Raw genomic sequence first — 17,360 nt, 5'->3', positions numbered from 1 at the left:
TGGACCGGATCGTGGGGACGGAACGCGCTGTCGGTCTCCAATATGTTCGATCCTCAGCGGCGCTCGGAACAGCTTTACGACTGGCCGATCAGCGGGCGCTTCGTCAAGAATTTGGCTCGGGGTTCGGACGCCACCGACAAGTTCTACGGCCTCATCTCGGAAACCGGGGGAAGACTGGAACGCCGCAACAACGCCTACAACGAGATGATTTCGCGCGGGCAGGAAGATCAGGCGTCGAAATTCTACGACACGCTGTCGGACGACGAGAAGGTCTGGGTCGCGCTGAATACGATGGAGTCGGCCGATGAAAAGCGCCTGCATCCTTTGAGAAGGGCATCGGACGTGCTCAGGGTATTTTCCGGAATGCGCCGCGACGTGGCCGAACGGAACATCGTTGCGGTGCTGACCAAACGCAAGATCGACATCAATCCGACGATCGCATCCGCCATTGCCGATCAGCTCGGCCGATGGGCGGCGGCGGAATCCAGAAACGCCATGATCGTGGTCGGAGAACCAGGCTGGGCACAACGCGAGATCATGGACGTGTCGCCGTACATGGACGCCATCCGGCAACTCTCTCCGGAAGTCGCGGTAGAGATCGAGGACCGGCTTCGGAAGTCCAAGGTGCTGCCGTTCGAGGGCGTGCGGACGATCTGGCCGGAACTCCGGCAACGTCTGCTTGACGACGGCCCGGACGCCTTCGTGCGCGATCTGCGGGGCGATGCCATGGGCGTCACCGACAGGCCAGCACAGGCGCCGGAAGTCGAACGTACCTCGGAGGGCGAGCCGACAACCATCCGTCGCGGTGCGGCGCTCGGCAATATCGTGCGCGGCGAAGACGGCCGCATTGCGCAGGTGATCGGTCCGGACGGCCGGGTGCTTGCCGATGTGAGAGACCGAGATTCGCGCGGTCGTATCCGGCGGGTGAGAACCGGCATTCTCGATCGCGCCGTGGTCCGCGATGAGGACGACCGCGCCATGCAACTCGCCGCGTAGAGGGAACAGTCGCCCAATGCCCGTGACCTATACCAATGCCGTCAAGGCGGCTCGCATGTCGGCGACTCGCACTCACTTTGCCGGCGGTTCGCTGGATATCGTGGCCGCCAGCGGGACGATTCTTGCGACGTTCAAACTGACGGCCAAGGGCGGCGAAGTGAATGGCAACGTCTGGAATATGGCGTTCGAGTCAGGGTCGGTCATGGCCGACGCAACGGGTGTGCCGTCATCGGCGCAGGTCAAGTCAGCCAGTGGGGCGGCCGGCATCAGCGGGCTAAAGATCGGCAAGGACGGCGATGTTGCGTTGAGCTACGCGGGCAAGGGCGAACAGAAGATTCACGCCGGGCAGGACGTTAAGCTGACTGCCGCGGCGATCTTTCATGCGTGATCCTCCGCGCTATGGGGAAGGGGTGCCGAGAAAGACGTAGCCGGTGCAGGTTTCGTCAGGCGCAAGTTCAACCGGCGGCCTGAACAGCGTCTCGCCATCCGGCATTCTCTCGGCGTCAACAATCATCGTTCGCGTGCTGCCGTTCTGGTGAGTGATGGTCAACTCGACCTTCATCGCCCCATTCCCGCGCGGCTTCCAGAACTTGAAGAAAGGCAACGCCATGCGGCTCACGCTAGCAGGTAGGGCGCTTGGATGACAACCAGCATCACAATTGATAGCGCCGGGCATTCTCGATGCCAATAGTATCCTCGGTCATCTCCGCTGACGACGCGCAGGCCGATGGCCGCCGCTATATCCGCGAGGTCCATACGGATCAGCATGGGCGGGAGCATGTCGTCCTGTACCTCGCCCCGGCTGTTTGGGACGCGGAAGCCGTCATGGCTGCGAGGGTGGCCAGCCTCGATGTCGGGCTGCGGAACGGCGAGATCGCCAACAACATCGCGCAAGCCTTCGCGCAGGGTTCGCTTGCGGTGACCTCGCTGGAATACTCGACAGTGGCGCAGAACGGCGTCGGGTTCCGGCAGGCTTACCAGACCGCCACGTCGTTCGAGGCGATGATGATGGGCGATCTTCTGTCAACGCTCACCGATGCCGTCCTGCGAACAGCGTTTGGCATCACACAGCAGCAGGTGGTGACGTTGCGCGCCAATAAGCTGACTCCCGCATCTGAAGCCGCCACGGCGATGCGTGCCATGACCGGGAACGGTGTCTGATGGCCCACGTTTACGTTGACAGCAACGCCGCCGGTGGTGCTGACGGCACGTCGTGGGCCGATGCCTACACGACGCTGAAGGCGGCGGCGGAAGCGGCAGGCACGGCGGCCGGCGATAACATCTGGGTCGCACACGATCATGCCGAGACACAAGCCTCGGCGATGACCATCGCACCAAAGAACACCGAAGCCGCGCCGGGTACGATAGTTGCAGTCAACAAGGCCGGCAGCGTGCCGCCGGTCAGTGCGGACCTGGTCGCCACGCCCACAGCGACGGTCACAACCACCGGGGCCAATGCGATGACCCTCAACGGGGCTTCGACTTACTGGTACGGCATCACGTTCAATTGCGGTTCCGGGGCGGTCAATTCGGGTCTTCTAATTGGTAACGGCACCGGCAACTTCCACGATATTTTTGAGAATTGCGCTCTCAAGAAGCTTGGCACGAATAACAACCAAGCCGGCATCAGATTGGGTCCGTCGCGGGATGGCCGCGTGACCCTGAAGAATACAACAGTGGAATTTGGCAATACAGCCGATGGCATGGCGTTCTTGGGCTGGACTACGTGGTTCGATACGGCCCCGGCGATTGTCGGCGCGACAATCCCAACGGTACTTGTTCGCGCGCTTGCCACTGCGTCCGGCACAACAAGGATGTCGGGGCTTGATCTGACTGCGTTGGCAGGCGGTACGATAATCGGTGCCGGCGCGATCCAGACGGCGCTTATCCGAAACTGCAAACTCGATGCGACCGCCGTTGTTGCAGAAACGCCGACTGGCCACGGCCATGATGTCGTATTAATCAACTCCGATAGCGGCGACACCAACTACCGGACGGAGAAATACAGTTACGCCGGCACGCTGACCACCGAGACGACCATCGTTCGGTCGGGCGGTGCATCGGACGGCACGACGCCAATCGCATGGAAGCTCGTCACGACGGCCAACTCCGAATTGCAAGCGGCGTTCGAGTCGCTGCCAATCACGATCTGGAACGACACGCTCAGCGAAATCACCCTCGACATCGAGGGCATCTGGGGCGACGGCGCGGTTCCTGACAACAACGAAATCTGGATGGAAGTCGATTATCTCGGCGATGGCGATTTCCCGATTTCCTCGCGCGTCTCGACCGGCCTTGCCGATTTCCTCGCCACGCCGGCCGCACTCTCGGCCGGTTCCGGCACATGGGGCGGTTCGACAACCAAGTTCAAGATGAGCGCCACGTTCACGCCCGCCGAGAAGGGGCCGATCATGGTTCGCATCTTCGCGGCGGCGGCATCCTCAACCTTCTACATCGATCCCAAAATCGTAGTGAGCTAGACCAGTGGCCCGGCAGTACATTCTTGCCGGCGCAGGCGGTGCCGTTTATGTCAACGAGACCGGCGACCGGCAATATATCCTCGCGCCGGGCGTCTATCTGAATGACACGGCGACCGCGTCAGGTGATGCAGCCGGGTCCGCGTCTATCACAATCACGGCGACGGCCGACGTTGATGTGTCGGCAACGGCAAGTGTTACGGTTTCGGTTGCTGGCGTTCTTGCGGCTACCGCCGACGTGGCAGGCGCGGCAAGCATTGTCGTCACGGCAACGGGAGTTGGTCTACCTCAATTCATAGATGGCGCTGGTACGGCGACCATCATCGTCACAGCCGAGGCTACCGGGGACTCCATCGGCGGCGCTGCCATTGCCCGTGAGTTCCCCTACTCCCTATACCGCCGCAAAAAGAAGCCGCAAACGGCATGGCTGGAGGGCACCAAGCCCGCCGTCATTCCAACCGTCAAGCCGGTTGTCGTCAAAGTCCCGAAGCCTTCGCCGCCGGTTCTGCTTCAACCGAAGCCGCAACCCAAGCCGCGCCGCAAGCCGACACTGGTTGTCCAGCCGCCGGTTATTCCGACGCCGGTCGCCTCGCTCCGCCTTGCCGCTACCGAGGAAGGGCTGGACCGGGCAGTATTCCAAGCCGAGGTCTTTTTCACTCCGGTCAGTGCCACACTGTCCACTCGTGAAATCGGCAACGACAACATTCGTTTGCAGGGCAGCGTCAGCGGGCTCAGCTACGACGAAGACGACATCGAAGTGCTGGCGATCGCTCTAGGTGTCTATGCCGAGGAACTGGCGCCGGAAGTCCGGAATCCGAGACGCAGGCGGCGGCGCTAGAAGAAGGGCGGTAGCTGCACTCCACACCAGCGCAGCACGAGCCACAGCGGCCAGAACGCTTGAAGGATCGCCTGCCCGCCCATGTCCCGCCACCATTCGAAGAAACCGATGGGCGGCCAGCTACGCACGCTGGCATCGATCACGAAATAGACGTAGCCGAGAAGATAAACACCGAGGACGGCGTTGCCCCACCACGTCTTGGGCATGCCTGCGTTCGGCTTCCGCGATTTCCCCCGTCTCATCGCGGCGGAACCTACTGCAAAACACCTGAGAGAGCAAAAGGAGCTTCATGCCGGACCCGCAGCACGTCGCCATCGTCGGCCTCGGCCCGTCAGCCCATGCCTACATCGATACGGTCGAAGCCCACGGTGGCCGTCACGCCTTCTGCGACGAAACCTGGGTCATCAATTCCTACGGCGATGTGCTCGCTCACGACCGCGTCTTCCACATGGACGATGTGCGGGTGACGCTCGACGATCCGGACCCAAAAATTCAGGCGATGATCCGATGGCTCCGGACACATCCCGGCCCGGTCTACACCTCGCGTCCCCACGTCGAGTTTCCGGGGATGGTCGCCTATCCGCTGGAGGACGTGCTGAATTCCGTCGGGGCCGCGTACTTCAACAACTCGGTCGCCTACGCCGTCGCCTTCGCGCTGTTCCTGAAGGTGAAGAAGATCAGCCTCTACGGTTGCGACTACGCATGGGTGAAGGACGGCCATGAGGGCAGGGGCCGCGCTTGTGTCGAGTTCTGGCTGGGAGTGGCAGCCGCGTCCGGCGTCAATGTGCATGTCTCGAAAATCTCGACGCTCATGGATGCGAACGCGCCGGAGCGAAAGTTCTACGGCTACGAGGCCACACATCTTCGCGTCGAGCAGGTTGAAGATCGGCTCAAGGTGACGATGACACCACGCACCGCAGTCAAGGCAACACTGGATCTCGAATCGCGCTGACGACCGTCACGCACAGAACGAAATCACCGGCCGCCTTCGGGCGGTTTTTCTTTGGGGCAACACAGGAGATTCCCCATGTCCGCTGCTAACCAATTCGAAAATGATATCCTTGATCTGGTCTTCGCCGCTGCGACCAAGGCGGGACTGTTTCAGGACGCCACCGACGGCATCTCGGTGCTGTGGACGTCACTCCACGACGCCAACCCCGACGAAGCCGGCACGCAGGAAACCAACGAGGCGACTTACGGCGGCTACGCCCGCGTATCGGTCGCCAGATCGACGGCCGGCTTCGTCGTCACCAACAACAGCGTCAGCCCGGCAGCGGCCATCTCGTTTCCGGAGGCGACCGGCGGCAGCACGACGGTCACACATTTCGGACTCGGCACGGCATCGAGCGGCGCCGGGCAGCTCCTCGTCTACGGTACCGTTTCTCCCAACATCGCCGTGTCGACCTCGGTGACGCCTAGGCTTACCACGGCAACCGCAGTTACAATCGACGCCTCATGGATCGCCACGGCAGTTGGAACGTGGTTGCTCTTCAAGATGGGAGTGCTGTCATGGGTGGCAAGCCTCGCGGCAATCCAGTAACCGACGAGCAGATCATCGCTTCGTACCGAGAGACATTCTCTTCGTACAAGACCGCCGGTGCGTGCGGCTTAGCGAGTTCGACGGTCGAGCGCGTGCTCAGGCGTCACGGCGAGCCACGACGCGGTCTGGAAATCTACCGGGAGAGAGCGCGGAAGTTTCGCGGACAGGAGATGGCTATCCGCGAAGCGTATGAGGCTGGCGCGACGTATCGCCAACTCCGTGAGCAATTCGGCGGACAGGCGGACTACGCGATAAAGCAGGCCATCAAGCGCGCTGGCGGAACGCTGCGTGCTAATCCGGCGCCTCTATTGAAGGACGGTGAACTCGACAAAATCAAAGAACTAAATGCCGGCGGTATGGGGCAAGTCGGTATCTCTATCGCCATCGGGCGGTCACAATCCTTCGTCAGCCGCACGATGCGTCAACACAATATCTCGACGCAATGGGCGCGCGGTGCGCAGCACAATCAATGGAAGGGCGGTCGCTACGTCGACAGCCAAGGCTATGTGCATGTGTGGGTCAGCCCAGACGATCCATTGAGCGTGATGACGACGAGAGACAACTATGCGCGTGAACATCGCGTCGTCATGGCACGCAAGCTCGGGCGCCCGCTCAGAAAAGAAGAAACGGTCCACCACATCAACGGCGACAATGGTGACAACCGCCCTGAGAACCTGCAACTCAGGAACGGAAGGCACGGCAAGGGCGTCGTGCTGTGTTGTCTCGATTGCGGCTCTCGCAACGTAGGGCCGACACCGATCCACTGAACGATTTCATCGGTAGGTTCCGCCCATGATCGGCAACAACATCGGTTCGCCGATCGGCGGCGTCATTCTCGCAGTTACCGAGAACGCAGCCGGGGCGGCGTTCATCACCGTCGCCACGACCAGCACTTCAGCCGACGGAGACGGAACAGCCGAGATTACAGCGACATCCACTGCCGTCGGTGCATCCATCGCGGAAGCAGCCGGAACGGCCAGCATTGCGTTTGATGCTGTCGCCATCGTTCCCGACATGGAGGGGACGGCCTCGGTCGCCGTCGCGGCATCCGGTATTGGCAACTCGATAAACGAGGCGGTCGGAACGGCGGCGGTTACGCTCACGGTCTCCGGCGTGATCCTTCGGCTGTACGCGAGCGGAGTTGTCAAGATGCTGGGTCATCACGAGCCGACGATCGATCTCGATGCACGCCATGACGCGGCGATCGTGCTTGGCGGATACCACGAACCCACAGCCGCCTTGAGCGGTCTGATCGAGGCGGCCTGATGGCTCAGCAACAGCAAAACTTCGTCATGTTCGCCGGCGACACCAAGACGCTTCGCGTCACGGTGCGCGACAACGAGGATAACGCCGTTGATCTGACCTCTGCGTCGATCAAGTGGGAGTGCGGACGTTCCTACGGCAAGGCTTCGACGATCAGCAAGGCGACGGGAGGCTCGGGCATCACCATCACCGATGCGACGGGCGGTGAGTTCGAAGTGCTGCTCGATGCCGACGACACCGAAGACCAGGCGGGCGTCTTCTACCACGAGGCCGAAGTCACCTTTTCCGACGACACCATATCGACCGTGCTTTCCGGGACGATGACGGTGCAGCGCGTCTTGATCGAGGCGACCTGAGATGCCAGACGTAGCCGATCTCGTCCACGAGACGACCGTTGGAACAGGTACAGGCAACCTGACCCTCGCGGCCGTGCTCGGCAAGCGCACCTTCAACACAGCATTCGGAACCGGGGGCACCGATCTTTTCGACTACTTCATTTCCAACCGCGCCGCGGCGGAATGGGAAGTCGGCACCGGGCATTTGTCCGACGCCACCACGCTGGTTCGGGATACGGTGGTCCTCAGCTCGAATTCGAACAATGCGGTGAACTTCTCCGCCGGCACCAAGGATGTTGCCAACGACGCTCCGGCGAGCGTCCGGAACGCGCTGGTGTTTGCGTCCGAGGCTGAAGCCAAAGCCGGAACGTCCACAACGACGTATATGAACCCGCTGCGGACGAAGCAGGCGATCGATGCCTTCAACCAACTGCTGCATGTCCGCGACGAGAAGGCGGCCGGGACTCAAGGCGGTACGTTTACCGCGGGCGACTGGCGGACGCGCACGCTGAACACTTCTCTGACGAACGAGATAACCGGAGCGTCGCTCGGGTCAAACCAGATCACACTACCGGCCGGGACGTACTACATCGACGCGGTGCTGCCGTTTACCAACGGCGCTGCGGCCGTTCACAAAGGTCGCCTTCAGAACATTACGGATACGACAACGACGGTCTTGGGCAATAACGTACAGGCGGTCAATTCTGGTTCGTCGGGAGCATCCAATAGTGTTTTTGGAAAATTCACAATCGCCGCTGAGAAAGTCTTTGAGGTTCAGCATCGAACAACCACCACGCGCTCTAATGATGGCTTCGGAGCCGATTCCTCTTTCGCAACGGAAGTCTATGCCGACGTGCAAATATGGAAGATCGGGTAATCACGCGATGCTGTTGTGCGCCGTCCTTCGCACCGTATCGATTGCCCGCCGCACCTTCCGCTGCCAACGTGCGCCGACTGACAGTCGTTGTCGCGTGCCGATTGTCGAAGCCACTGGCGCCCGCGATGCACGGTACGGGAGGACTGCCATACTCGGAACGCCGTGAAGCCAGAAACGGTCAACAAAATCGTCAACCGGCTCGGCCCACTCCTGCGCCTCGGCAGCGAAACGACGCCCGGCTTCCGGCGTCAGTGCGTAAGCCTGTGAACCACTCGGGCCTTTCAGGTAACGGACAATGCGGTAGCCGTCGCCGGCATCCGAAACGTCGACATGTGGTCTTTGAATAAGGCCACAGAGACGGACGAAGATAGCGCCACCGGCAATAGCGACTTCGGCTTTCCGCAGGGCTTCGGGAAATCGATCGTCGAGATCAACGTCATCTTCAAGAACGGTAATCGGCTCGCCTAGGGCTTCACATTCGGCCCACAGGCGGGCGTGACTGGCAAAACAGGCGGCCTCGCCCGGACTGAGAAATCCGCCGTAGCGAGCGGCGAGACCCGGACGAAAACGACCGGCGGTAAGATGCTCTCCGCATGCGCCGTCGACCGCCCGGAAGAACGTGTGCTCGATACCGAGGTTCGTGAGGCGCGCGCTCATCGCCTGTCTGCGGTCGGCTGACCGTTCCAAGTTGATGACGAATACACGCATTGCCGCCTTCTTACCCGCCCCCCCCGGCAGGGGGCAAGAGACAACCCCGGAACAGTCAAGATGCTCAAGTCTGCGATCATCGCCGGGGCGCTCCTGCTTGTCATTTCGGCGGGGGCGGAATCGGCGCCAAAGCAGGTGATCGAGGCCATTATCAAGGTTGAGTCCGGTGGACGGGCCCATGTTACCGGCAGCGCCGGTGAGATCGGGCTCATGCAGATCCGGTGTCAGTCGGCGAGGGGCATTGGCTTCAAGGGCAACTGCCGCGATCTCTACGATGCTAGGACGAACGTCCGCTGGGGCACGGCGTACTTCGCGGAAGCGCTGCGCTCAGCCGGCGGGCATCTCGATACAGCCATCTCGCGCTATCAGCGCGGCATCTACTCTAAATATCGTGGCTGTTCTGCCTATTGCCGCAAGGTGAAGGCGGCGATGCGATGAGCGAGGTCCGGCTTCCCGCACCCGTCAAGGCGACATTCGTTCCTGACGTCGACGATCGGCCCGACCTTCCCGGCGCCTTCGGTTACTACGTCCATGGAGATACCGGCTCTGAGGTTATGCGCGGGCTGATCTACTCGTGTCCTTGCGGCTGCGGTGTGTTGCACGCTTTGCCGTTTCATCCGCTCAGCGCGGACGACCTCAAAAACGAACGTCATGGGTGGACGTGGGACGGAAACCGCGAGACGCCCACACTCTCGCCGAGCATCCATAGCCACGATGGCGGACGAGACGGCCCGACGCACTGGCACGGCTACTTGCGCAAAGGGGTCTTCGTTCAGGCATGACCACCGAAACCAAGATTCCCGGCCTCAAGGTCGCGCACCAGATCATCACGCCGACGTGCCGGGTGAACCGAAGCAACGCGGGCGCGATCGATGAGGCCGTCGACCGGGTCGCTGCGACCTACCGAAGGTACGCAGGCGATCCGAACAATGCCGGCGTCAACTGGCATCTCGTGCTGACCCGAGACGCGCCAGACGAAGTTTAAGCCTCGGCTTTCCGTCGCCTAGCATCCTGAAGATTGAGCAGGTCGACCAGGTCGTCGGCGTCCTCAAGTGACAACCGGATCTGCGGCGCACCGTTCACCTGCGCCGGCCAGCCCGTGAAGCGGTCGACGACCCGCCAACCGCGGCGGCTCCGCTCCCGTTCCATCTCGTAGCGATCGTTCATGCCGGCATCCAACACCGGCATCGCGGATCGCGCAATCCCTTCCCACAACATCGGAGTACCGAATGACGGACATGAAAGCCGTTCAACGACGGCTGGCCGAGCTTGGCTTTGATCCGGGCAAGATTGACGGCCTCGCAGGCAAGAAGACGACGGCTGCGGTTGTTGCTTTCCAGATCGCCAGTGGGCTTGCCGCCGATGGCAAGGTTGGTCCGCGAACCAGCGCGGCGCTGTTCCCTGACAAGCCGATCACGCGGCCCGAAGGCGCTGCCATACCGAAGCCGTCCGCGACGGGCGGGCCGTGGCCGCTCCAAAAGGACTGCATGAAGTTCTACGGCGGTGTTGGCTTGAACCAGGTCATGCTTGATCTGCCCTATCCCATGCGGCTGGCGTGGGCAAAGAACACCATCGTCAGGCGGATATCGTGCCATCAGAAGGTAGCGGCCAGCGCCGGGCGCGCATTTGCGAAGATCGCGCGCCACTACCCGGAAGCGCAACGCAAGGATATGGGCCTCGATCTGTTCGGCGGTTGCCTGAACGTCCGCAAGATGCGCGGCGGCTCATCCTACTCGATGCACTCATGGGGCATCGCAATCGACTTCGACCCGGAGCGCAACCAGCTCAAATGGAAGCGGGATCGAGCGCGTCTCGCCAAGCCGGACGCGGAAGCATTCTGGAAATTCTGGGAGGAGGAGGGCTGGGTGTCGCTCGGTCGCGCCCGGAACTTTGACTGGATGCACGTTCAAGCGGCGCGGCTCTAGATGTGAGTCCACACGCGGCGAGACTTGATGTGGCTGATCCCGCCTTTTGACATTCGGTAATCTGCACCGATCTGCTCATAGGTTCTCTTGTCGGCGCGGATGGCGCGAACGTCATCCTCTGTGAGATGTGAATTGGCGTTCCGTTCGCCGCGAGGTGGCCGTGGTTTAACCCACCGATCTTTCGCGAACATGTCTCGTGTGTTGTCTCGGAACGTCCCGAGAAACAAGTGTTCTGGGTTTACGCAGGCGGGGTTGTCGCAGCGGTGGCAAACGACCGCCGCCGTGTCTGGCACGGCGACATAAAGCGCATAGGCGGCGCGGTGAGCGCGAAGGACTGAGCGCGGCGTGTTCCATCGGAAACGGCCGTAGCCACGATAGTCGCGGCTCCCCGTCCATATCCAGCAGCCGGACGGTTCTTTCGTCACCATCGCTTCAAACCGCCGGCGAACGGCATCGATGTCGGCGGGCAATTCAATCTTGATCATGTCGGCCATGAGTCGGATGTTTACACACCACCCCGCACCACTTCAAGGGCGCAATCTATCATGACCGAGTCCGCCGCAGCCAAGAAGGTGACGGCGGCCAAGGCTACTGCCGTCAAGGCGCTGGCCGGCGAAAAGAAGGCCATCCGGCGCGACGCTTATTCCAACGACAACTGGAACAAGCGCCGCAAGCTGATCTTCATCTCGCTCGGCTTCATCGGCGTCTGCGTCGCGTATCTGGTGTTTCTCGCACCCGATGATGTGCTGCGCCAGAATCTTGCCTATGCGCTCACGGGGGCGGGCGTGTCGATCATCGGCAGCTATGCCTTTGCCGCTACGTGGGACGACAACAACAAGCGCAGCACGCTTGCTCAGACCGATGTTGCGATGGTTGAGGCCGAGGTGGCGGCCGAAGCGGAGGAAGTGTGATGCTGGCGTTCCTGACCACGATCCTGCCGTTCATCTGGCACTACGGACTTGGCGCTGTCCTGCTCGGTGCGGCCGTGGTCCTCTACATGCTCACCGCGTTCAAGAGAGAGGCCATTTACCTCGCAGCTGCGGTGGCGGTTGGGTTGGTAGTCTATTCCGTGGGCCTGACCAACGGCATCAAATACGAACACGGCAAGCTCGTCGAGTATCAGCTTCAGGTGCAGACGGAAATCGCCAACGAAGTCGCTCGCCAGATGCGTATAGCGAATGCGGCGGTCGTGGCCCTTGAGACTGAACTTACCATCGCCGAACGGAGTGAAGCGGCGGCAACACAGGCGGCAGACGCCCTTCGCAATCTGATCGCGTCCCGTCCGGTCGTGCCGGGCCGTGGAGCCACGGAGGCCGACCTTGACGCGCTCAATTAGCGTGGTCGCTGGCAGGCCGGGCGCTAATCCGGCTCAGAGGGTTTCTCCCGGGCCTGACAGCCCTCGCGTCGCGTTAAGAGCCAGCTTCGTACTTCCCCAGAGTGCCTTAGGGGCTACGGCATCTGCTCGGCTTCGTTACCTCTGGCCCCGGGCACTAGCCGGGCGCGTGTCTGCTTTCAACGCCGCTGCCAGCAACAGAGAATCTACATGCTCCGAATCCCGTTCGCAAGCATAGTCGCCGTCCTGTCCCTGATTACCCTAGCAGGCTGTCAGAGCCGCCCTACAGGCGCAGCGGCGACGGTCCAACCACAACTGCCCCCGCTTCCAAGCAGGGCCGTGGCGACGTGCCAGAGGCCGGTGGCGGCCCTTGGTGACGACCTTGGGGTATTGGCTGCCGAATGGAAGGCCACGGCCGTCTGCGAAGGTGGCCGCAGAGCTTCGATCATCACGTTTTACAACGGGCTCAGGACGGGGCTGGCGGGACAGTGAGACGCAAGCCTTACACGTCTCGGGGCATTCGTCGCGTGCCGTGCGCTCGTTGCGGCGAGTCGAGTCACTATCAATGGAACATCTGCGCTGACAAGAACCGGCCACGCGGCATCTGTGCCGACTGTGACGTGAAGCTGAACGCGATGGTCATGCGCTGGATGTTCGGCCGCACGCGCGAAGCCGACATTACCGCATACCGTCAATTGGTGCGCCGGAGCGTTGCGGCGACATGAACCCAACTCCCGTCGCCACCTTCTCATGCATCGATCCATCCTCCATCCCCGAACGGATAGCGTCGTCTCCCGATCCGTTTGTGGTGCTGATCGTGGCCGTGCCGCTGATCCTCGTATGGCTGGCGGTAGGGCACTATGCGCTGGCGCTTCGACGGGCGGCCCGGCAACTCGCTCAACTCACTGTGGAACAGGCGGTGGCATGAATGGCATTTCCGAACGGAAACGGCGATGGCAAACGCCTTGAGCATTTTGCCGAGAACTCATGGGCGAAGATCGTCACCCGCTATGTCATGCCGGTGCTGCTCGCCATTGCCGGGTTTCTCGCCGTGCAGGCATTGAACGACATCAGGAACTCGACGAAATCCCTGTCCGAAACAGTCACCGCCATCATGCGCCAGATCGCGGCGGGTGACCGGAACATCGAACGACTCGATGGCCGGATCAATCTCACCGACCGGGTGAACGAGGAACAGGACCGAAGGCTGAGCGGTCACGACAACCGCTTGGAAGCCATCGGCCGTACTGTGTGGCCGACTAGGCCGGGGACGCCCTGATCATGCCCACGACTGCACGCCTCGCAAAGCTTGCCTTGGGCATTCTCGTCATTGGCTTTCTCGGATACCTGGTGATGTGTAATCGGGCAGATGCAGCCTTGAGCGGCGAACTCGAACCCGACAAGCCATGCCTCACAGAAGACGTGATGGCCGGGCGGCTGCTTAACGTGGTCAACACTGCCGGAGGTTTCGGCGGCATCATTCGCCGGCAGGCGCAATTCTTCGCCGACGAATCCCATCGCATGATGAACACGCCCCTGACGACAGTTTCGGTCATCCTGTTCTGGTATCGCGAGGCGGTGGCTGTTGCTGAAATCGACGGCAAGGGATGCCTTGGGCAGATGTATCCGATGCCCCGTGGGGCGTTTCACGAAATCATCAAGGCAATGCCGGCGAACCTGCCGAGCAACTAGGACTGAGGCGGGGGCGGTAGTGGCATCCAGTGGGTTATGTACCCCCTGTCATCGCCTTGATGGTAATATCTCCCGTTCGCCCACCAACACCCTACGGTTCTTCGCATTTCGTCATAGTGTTCCGGCTCGTCCTCCAAGACGTAGCATCTTGAAGCGATGGCGGGGCCGGATGCCTGCGGGTTCTTAGGCAGGTGAATCCACGCCAAGACGGTTTGTCCGTACGGCGCTGCTTCATTCGCCTGCCATTCCATTTCCAATCTCCATTTCTGAGCTTCCCCGCTGGGGAAGGGCCGTCATCACCCGATGGCGGCCACACGGATGCGATACTCGCGAACCGTCGTATCCCGTGAACTACCTGCCGGGGTTCGCTGTTCCCCCTCCATAGACTTGGCCGCCACATTCCTTCGGGGACGAGGCGGCCTTTTTGCGTTTCAGGATGCCATTTCGAGTTTGCGCAGCTTCGTCACCCACGAGCGCACGGCATGACCGATATCGTTCATTGACGAACGCTTGCGGTCGTTCCATTTGGCGGTGAATTTCGCCTTGGCGTCTTCGTCGGGAATAGCGGCAAGCGCCGCCTCAAAATCGTCGCGGTCGCCGATGACAATGGTATCCAATGCGTCGGCGACGCGCTTGTGCCACGGCTTGAACCCCTCGACCTTGTGGCCGAATGTTTCCTGCCACCACTCATTCGGATCGCCGCCGAAGATAAGGATTGGAGACGAGCGCGGATTATCCACGTCGAGTTCTTGAACGGAATAGCTGCCCTCGGACAGCATCAAAATTCCGAAGGCCAGCGCCTCGAAATCGTCAGTCCGAAACGTGTACTTGTCGCTCGGATTAATCAGTTCCCAAGTTGGCATCTCGCAAACCCTTTCTTCATCCCCAAACCCCAACCCATCTTCCAATCAGATACACCCCGAACAACACCAGACCGATTAACATGAACAGATGGGCCTGGTGGAACAATGGTCAGGCGAGGGCCTTGTCAATCATGGCTCGATAGATGTGACAGCACGTCTCGAAGCCGGTCCTACGGTCGTCAGCATTCAGCCCGGCGATACCCTGCTCGTGCGTCGGTGTCCGCATTGCCTCAATAGCGGCGCGGGCTTGCTCCAATGACTTGACGATACGGGGCGCGGCCATCACGTCCGCAATGTCTGAGTGACGCTCGGCCTCGTTACGCGCGCCAAGTCGTGCAAGGCGGTGATCCGCGGATTTCCACGCGGCCGGATCAATAGCCCGCGCAACCCGCTCTTTCATCGTCACCTCTCCCATCACCTTCTCCCATCCTACGAGCCGGGAACGGCCCCGCCAACGTTTCGCCAACGATACCCGTGAACCGACGCGGAACATTCATTGGAATTTAACACCGTTTCGCATTGAATTGATTGAACTTTCCGGCAAGGGCGCGGCGCTCATAACGATCTGGTTGCAGGTTCGAGTCCTGCCGGGCCCACCAATGATCGCCTTGATTCTTGCCTTCCGCTCGCCGTCATCCGCCAACGATTGGGCCAACGATACGCGCTTGCCGTAGCCGAGTGCGTCCGCGGCCTCCCGCTGGAAGTCGGGATGGTGATGGCCGTAGACATCGCGCAACACCTTCTCCGACATGCCGAGGAATCCGGCCGCCTCCCATAGCGACGCGCCGGCCTGCATCAGCCACGTCGCGGCGGTGTGACGGAGCGTGTGCGGCGAGACCCGACCTTCCAGCCCTGCGAGATCGACCGCCGATCCGAAGCCGGTCTTGACGCTCCTGACGGGCTTTCCCCTCCACTCGACGAAATGCCCTTGCGCCGGCGCCATGCGGGCCCAGCGCCGCATGTGGGCCAGCAACCGGTCTGGAAGCCGCACCGGCGGCTGGCGCTTCCTGGTGGCCTTCCTGCCGATCGCGAGGCGGTAGAACACGCCCCGGTCGAGATCGACCCACGAGCGGCCTTCCGCCGGCGCCGGCGACGCCGCGGCGATCGCGCCGGCGCGCGTGCCGGTGTAGATGCCGATCAGGATGAACTTGGCGAGATGCCGGAGCGGATACTTTCCGGTCTGCACGCGCTCGCCCTTCATCGGGCCGCGGTGGAGCGTCTGCACCTCGCGGTAGCGCCAGCAGATCCACAAGAGATCGGCGGCCTCGGCGCGCGTCAGCCAGCGATCGCGCGGCTGACCCTTCTCCGGGAGTGAAACCATGATGATCTCGCGGTGCAGCCCTTCCTTGGCGTGATACTTGATCGCCGCACGGAGGTCCTCCAGCTCGCGCCTCGATGCGGCCCTGGCGCCGCGCCATTCGGCATACTCCCGGCACGTCGCACCGGTCACCTCGCCGAGCCGCCGGTTCTGCCAGAAGCGATTGAGCCGTTCGATCCGGGCCAGCAGCTTGTCCGGATCTGAAACGCGGGGCAGTGCCTCGTCGACATAGAGCGACAGCACGTCCGCGACGGCTATTGCATCCGCGCTGGCCGCCCGGCGGGACGGTGCGTAGCTTCGGGCGATGTAGTCGTGGAGTGCCCTGTCAGCACCTTCAACTTCGCGCTCAAGGCATCCTGTGGCGATATGTCGGCCTCGGTGGAGGATGATCCAGGTGGCGGGCCTGACGGCTCCGGTGCGCTTGTCTCGCCGGGCTTTGCGGAGCCAGAGCCGCGGGCGTTTTGCTCCTCGCATCGCTTCAGCATCTCCTCGATCGCGCTCGGCCGGACCAGCACCTGCCGGCCGAGCCGGACGACGGTCAGGTTGCCGCGCCGGCGCTCGGCCTGCAGGGTTGCTGGCCGGCATTGCCCACGAAGCAGGGTCTTGCAGGCTTCCGCCAGCGTGATCGGGGCGTCGTCCCCGCTATTCAGCGGATCGCCGATTGATGCTGGCATACCCCGGCTCATGCTGGCAGGCCCCGGATCGTTGCGGCTGGCAGCTTCCCGGCGTACATCGTGAAAAGTTCGCCGGCTGGATCGTCCTTCCATCGGTGAATCTTGACCAAGCCGCGCCGTTCCAATCGCCGGCAAATGCGCTCGTCCTCCTGCGCGATTTCCCGAACGGTTTGCAGTGCATCATCATAGACCGGCAGCGACGCCAGAAACTGAAGCTCCTCGTCCGACAAGGCCGGCGGAAACTGTGGCAGTTCGCTGAACAGGCCCTCAGGCATCCGACTGGCCCGTGTTGGCGAATAGATCGTCGGCGGCTTTTGCGAGGCGTTGTCTTTGCTTGATGCCTTCGCGACGGGTCTTCGCGTCGTATCGGTTGTGGCACCGCTGGCACCATGCGCGGAGATTATCCAAGTCGCAGTTTTCCGGCTGGTGGTCGAGGTGTGCTACGGTAAGCACGATGCGAACGATGCGCAGGCGGATACCCTCGCCTGTGGCCGCGTCAGCGCACCAAGCGTAGTCGCCGG

The 17,360-nt window shown here is 61.9% G+C and carries 30 protein-coding genes; 20 read left to right on the top strand and 10 right to left on the bottom strand.

Annotation, left to right across the window (positions count from 1 at the left end; genetic code table 11):
• Together Q8P46_15115 and Q8P46_15110 are read left to right on the top strand one after the other, a co-directional pair.
• On the top strand, window positions 1-996 hold a 996-nt coding region (locus Q8P46_15115; GenBank protein MDP2621476.1), incomplete at its 5' end, for a hypothetical protein.
• A 16-nt stretch (window positions 997-1,012) separates the two neighbouring features.
• Window positions 1,013-1,384, top strand: coding sequence for a hypothetical protein (locus tag Q8P46_15110; GenBank protein MDP2621475.1), 372 nt, complete (start codon window positions 1,013-1,015; stop codon window positions 1,382-1,384).
• A 9-nt stretch (window positions 1,385-1,393) separates the two neighbouring features.
• Here the strand turns inward: Q8P46_15110 and Q8P46_15105 are convergent, their stop codons facing one another.
• Window positions 1,394-1,606: a hypothetical protein gene (locus Q8P46_15105; GenBank protein MDP2621474.1), complete on the bottom strand. Its 213-nt coding sequence runs from the start codon at window positions 1,604-1,606 to the stop codon at window positions 1,394-1,396.
• Window positions 1,607-1,677: 71 nt separating this feature from the next.
• Here Q8P46_15105 and Q8P46_15100 point away from each other — a divergent pair, with 71 nt between their 5' ends.
• The 3 genes from Q8P46_15100 to Q8P46_15090 are packed head-to-tail and all read left to right on the top strand — an operon-like array spanning window position 1,678 to window position 4,311.
• Window positions 1,678-2,157, top strand: a complete 480-nt coding sequence (locus Q8P46_15100) for a hypothetical protein (protein MDP2621473.1) — start codon at window positions 1,678-1,680, stop codon at window positions 2,155-2,157.
• Window positions 2,157-3,476, top strand: coding sequence for a hypothetical protein (locus Q8P46_15095; protein ID MDP2621472.1), 1,320 nt, complete (start codon window positions 2,157-2,159; stop codon window positions 3,474-3,476). The genes Q8P46_15100 and Q8P46_15095 overlap by 1 nt, the downstream gene beginning before the upstream one ends.
• 4 nt (window positions 3,477-3,480) lie before the next feature.
• Window positions 3,481-4,311: a hypothetical protein gene (locus Q8P46_15090; GenBank protein MDP2621471.1), complete on the top strand. Its 831-nt coding sequence runs from the start codon at window positions 3,481-3,483 to the stop codon at window positions 4,309-4,311.
• Here Q8P46_15090 and Q8P46_15085 read toward each other — a convergent pair.
• Window positions 4,308-4,553, bottom strand: a complete 246-nt coding sequence (locus tag Q8P46_15085) for a hypothetical protein (protein MDP2621470.1) — start codon at window positions 4,551-4,553, stop codon at window positions 4,308-4,310. The two genes, Q8P46_15090 and Q8P46_15085, sit on opposite strands and share 4 nt — an antisense overlap.
• A 47-nt stretch (window positions 4,554-4,600) precedes the next feature.
• Between Q8P46_15085 and Q8P46_15080 the strand changes: the two genes are divergently transcribed.
• The 6 genes from Q8P46_15080 (at window position 4,601) to Q8P46_15055 (ending at window position 8,326) form a co-directional block, all read left to right on the top strand.
• Window positions 4,601-5,263 (top strand): hypothetical protein, encoded by a 663-nt coding sequence (locus Q8P46_15080; GenBank protein ID MDP2621469.1) that lies wholly within the window; start codon window positions 4,601-4,603, stop codon window positions 5,261-5,263.
• A gap of 75 nt (window positions 5,264-5,338) precedes the next feature.
• A complete protein-coding gene (locus Q8P46_15075) occupies window positions 5,339-5,851 on the top strand; it encodes a hypothetical protein (protein MDP2621468.1) in 513 nt (170 codons plus the stop codon).
• Window positions 5,821-6,618, top strand: coding sequence for an HNH endonuclease (locus Q8P46_15070; GenBank protein MDP2621467.1), 798 nt, complete (start codon window positions 5,821-5,823; stop codon window positions 6,616-6,618). The genes Q8P46_15075 and Q8P46_15070 overlap by 31 nt, the downstream gene beginning before the upstream one ends.
• A gap of 25 nt (window positions 6,619-6,643) precedes the next feature.
• Window positions 6,644-7,117, top strand: a complete 474-nt coding sequence (locus Q8P46_15065; protein MDP2621466.1) for a hypothetical protein — start codon at window positions 6,644-6,646, stop codon at window positions 7,115-7,117.
• A complete protein-coding gene (locus tag Q8P46_15060) occupies window positions 7,117-7,470 on the top strand; it encodes a hypothetical protein (protein ID MDP2621465.1) in 354 nt (117 codons plus the stop codon). Before Q8P46_15065 ends, Q8P46_15060 begins: the two co-directional genes overlap by 1 nt.
• A gap of 1 nt (window position 7,471) precedes the next feature.
• A complete protein-coding gene (locus Q8P46_15055) occupies window positions 7,472-8,326 on the top strand; it encodes a hypothetical protein (protein ID MDP2621464.1) in 855 nt (284 codons plus the stop codon).
• Here Q8P46_15055 and Q8P46_15050 read toward each other — a convergent pair whose 3' ends face one another.
• Complete coding sequence (locus Q8P46_15050; GenBank protein ID MDP2621463.1) at window positions 8,327-9,034, bottom strand: glycosyltransferase family 25 protein; 708 nt, start codon at window positions 9,032-9,034, stop codon at window positions 8,327-8,329.
• 60 nt (window positions 9,035-9,094) lie between these two features.
• Between Q8P46_15050 and Q8P46_15045 the strand changes: the two genes are divergently transcribed.
• Genes Q8P46_15045 through Q8P46_15035 form a run of 3 tightly spaced genes read left to right on the top strand, consistent with a single transcriptional unit; the run spans window position 9,095 to window position 10,019 of the window.
• Complete coding sequence (locus tag Q8P46_15045; protein ID MDP2621462.1) at window positions 9,095-9,472, top strand: lytic transglycosylase domain-containing protein; 378 nt, start codon at window positions 9,095-9,097, stop codon at window positions 9,470-9,472.
• On the top strand, window positions 9,469-9,816 hold the full coding sequence (locus Q8P46_15040; GenBank protein MDP2621461.1) for a DUF6527 family protein: 348 nt from the start codon (window positions 9,469-9,471) through the stop codon (window positions 9,814-9,816). Before Q8P46_15045 ends, Q8P46_15040 begins: the two co-directional genes overlap by 4 nt.
• On the top strand, window positions 9,813-10,019 hold the full coding sequence (locus Q8P46_15035; protein ID MDP2621460.1) for a hypothetical protein: 207 nt from the start codon (window positions 9,813-9,815) through the stop codon (window positions 10,017-10,019). Before Q8P46_15040 ends, Q8P46_15035 begins: the two co-directional genes overlap by 4 nt.
• Here Q8P46_15035 and Q8P46_15030 read toward each other — a convergent pair.
• The gene (locus Q8P46_15030) at window positions 10,016-10,201 is read right to left on the bottom strand and encodes a hypothetical protein (protein MDP2621459.1); all 186 of its coding nucleotides are present in this window, start codon (window positions 10,199-10,201) and stop codon (window positions 10,016-10,018) included. The two genes, Q8P46_15035 and Q8P46_15030, sit on opposite strands and share 4 nt — an antisense overlap.
• A 62-nt stretch (window positions 10,202-10,263) precedes the next feature.
• On the opposite strand from Q8P46_15030, the gene Q8P46_15025 reads away from it, so the two are divergent.
• Window positions 10,264-10,959: a peptidoglycan-binding protein gene (locus Q8P46_15025; GenBank protein ID MDP2621458.1), complete on the top strand. Its 696-nt coding sequence runs from the start codon at window positions 10,264-10,266 to the stop codon at window positions 10,957-10,959.
• On the opposite strand, the gene Q8P46_15020 is transcribed toward Q8P46_15025, so the two are convergent.
• On the bottom strand, window positions 10,956-11,453 hold the full coding sequence (locus Q8P46_15020) for an HNH endonuclease signature motif containing protein (GenBank protein MDP2621457.1): 498 nt from the start codon (window positions 11,451-11,453) through the stop codon (window positions 10,956-10,958). The two genes, Q8P46_15025 and Q8P46_15020, sit on opposite strands and share 4 nt — an antisense overlap.
• 51 nt (window positions 11,454-11,504) lie before the next feature.
• On the opposite strand from Q8P46_15020, the gene Q8P46_15015 reads away from it, so the two are divergent.
• The 5 genes from Q8P46_15015 to Q8P46_14995 all read left to right on the top strand — a co-directional run bounded on the left by Q8P46_15015 (window position 11,505) and on the right by Q8P46_14995 (window position 13,984).
• Window positions 11,505-11,870, top strand: a complete 366-nt coding sequence (locus Q8P46_15015) for a hypothetical protein (protein MDP2621456.1) — start codon at window positions 11,505-11,507, stop codon at window positions 11,868-11,870.
• Entirely contained in the window at window positions 11,870-12,295 is a 426-nt protein-coding gene (locus Q8P46_15010) for a hypothetical protein (GenBank protein ID MDP2621455.1), read from the top strand. Before Q8P46_15015 ends, Q8P46_15010 begins: the two co-directional genes overlap by 1 nt.
• A gap of 718 nt (window positions 12,296-13,013) precedes the next feature.
• A complete protein-coding gene (locus Q8P46_15005; GenBank protein ID MDP2621454.1) occupies window positions 13,014-13,220 on the top strand; it encodes a hypothetical protein in 207 nt (68 codons plus the stop codon).
• A complete protein-coding gene (locus Q8P46_15000) occupies window positions 13,221-13,571 on the top strand; it encodes a hypothetical protein (GenBank protein MDP2621453.1) in 351 nt (116 codons plus the stop codon). It abuts the gene before it with no gap.
• Window positions 13,572-13,573: 2 nt separating this feature from the next.
• A complete protein-coding gene (locus Q8P46_14995; GenBank protein MDP2621452.1) occupies window positions 13,574-13,984 on the top strand; it encodes a hypothetical protein in 411 nt (136 codons plus the stop codon).
• Between the two features lie 431 nt (window positions 13,985-14,415).
• Here Q8P46_14995 and Q8P46_14990 read toward each other — a convergent pair whose 3' ends face one another.
• The 5 genes from Q8P46_14990 to Q8P46_14970 all read right to left on the bottom strand — a co-directional run.
• On the bottom strand, window positions 14,416-14,892 hold the full coding sequence (locus tag Q8P46_14990; protein ID MDP2621451.1) for a hypothetical protein: 477 nt from the start codon (window positions 14,890-14,892) through the stop codon (window positions 14,416-14,418).
• Window positions 14,893-14,956: 64 nt separating this feature from the next.
• A complete protein-coding gene (locus Q8P46_14985; protein ID MDP2621450.1) occupies window positions 14,957-15,262 on the bottom strand; it encodes a hypothetical protein in 306 nt (101 codons plus the stop codon).
• A gap of 78 nt (window positions 15,263-15,340) precedes the next feature.
• Window positions 15,341-16,639 (bottom strand): tyrosine-type recombinase/integrase, encoded by a 1,299-nt coding sequence (locus Q8P46_14980; GenBank protein ID MDP2621449.1) that lies wholly within the window; start codon window positions 16,637-16,639, stop codon window positions 15,341-15,343.
• Window positions 16,640-16,847: 208 nt separating this feature from the next.
• Entirely contained in the window at window positions 16,848-17,114 is a 267-nt protein-coding gene (locus Q8P46_14975; protein ID MDP2621448.1) for a hypothetical protein, read from the bottom strand.
• The coding region (locus Q8P46_14970) for a hypothetical protein (protein ID MDP2621447.1) at window positions 17,107-17,360 on the bottom strand (254 nt) is incomplete at its 5' end. The genes Q8P46_14970 and Q8P46_14975, both read right to left, overlap by 8 nt.

This window comes from Hyphomicrobiales bacterium, assembly GCA_030688605.1.
In the GTDB taxonomy this organism is placed as follows: Bacteria; Pseudomonadota; Alphaproteobacteria; order Rhizobiales; family NORP267; genus JAUYJB01.
This window is presented reverse-complemented; position numbering and strand designations above follow the sequence as displayed.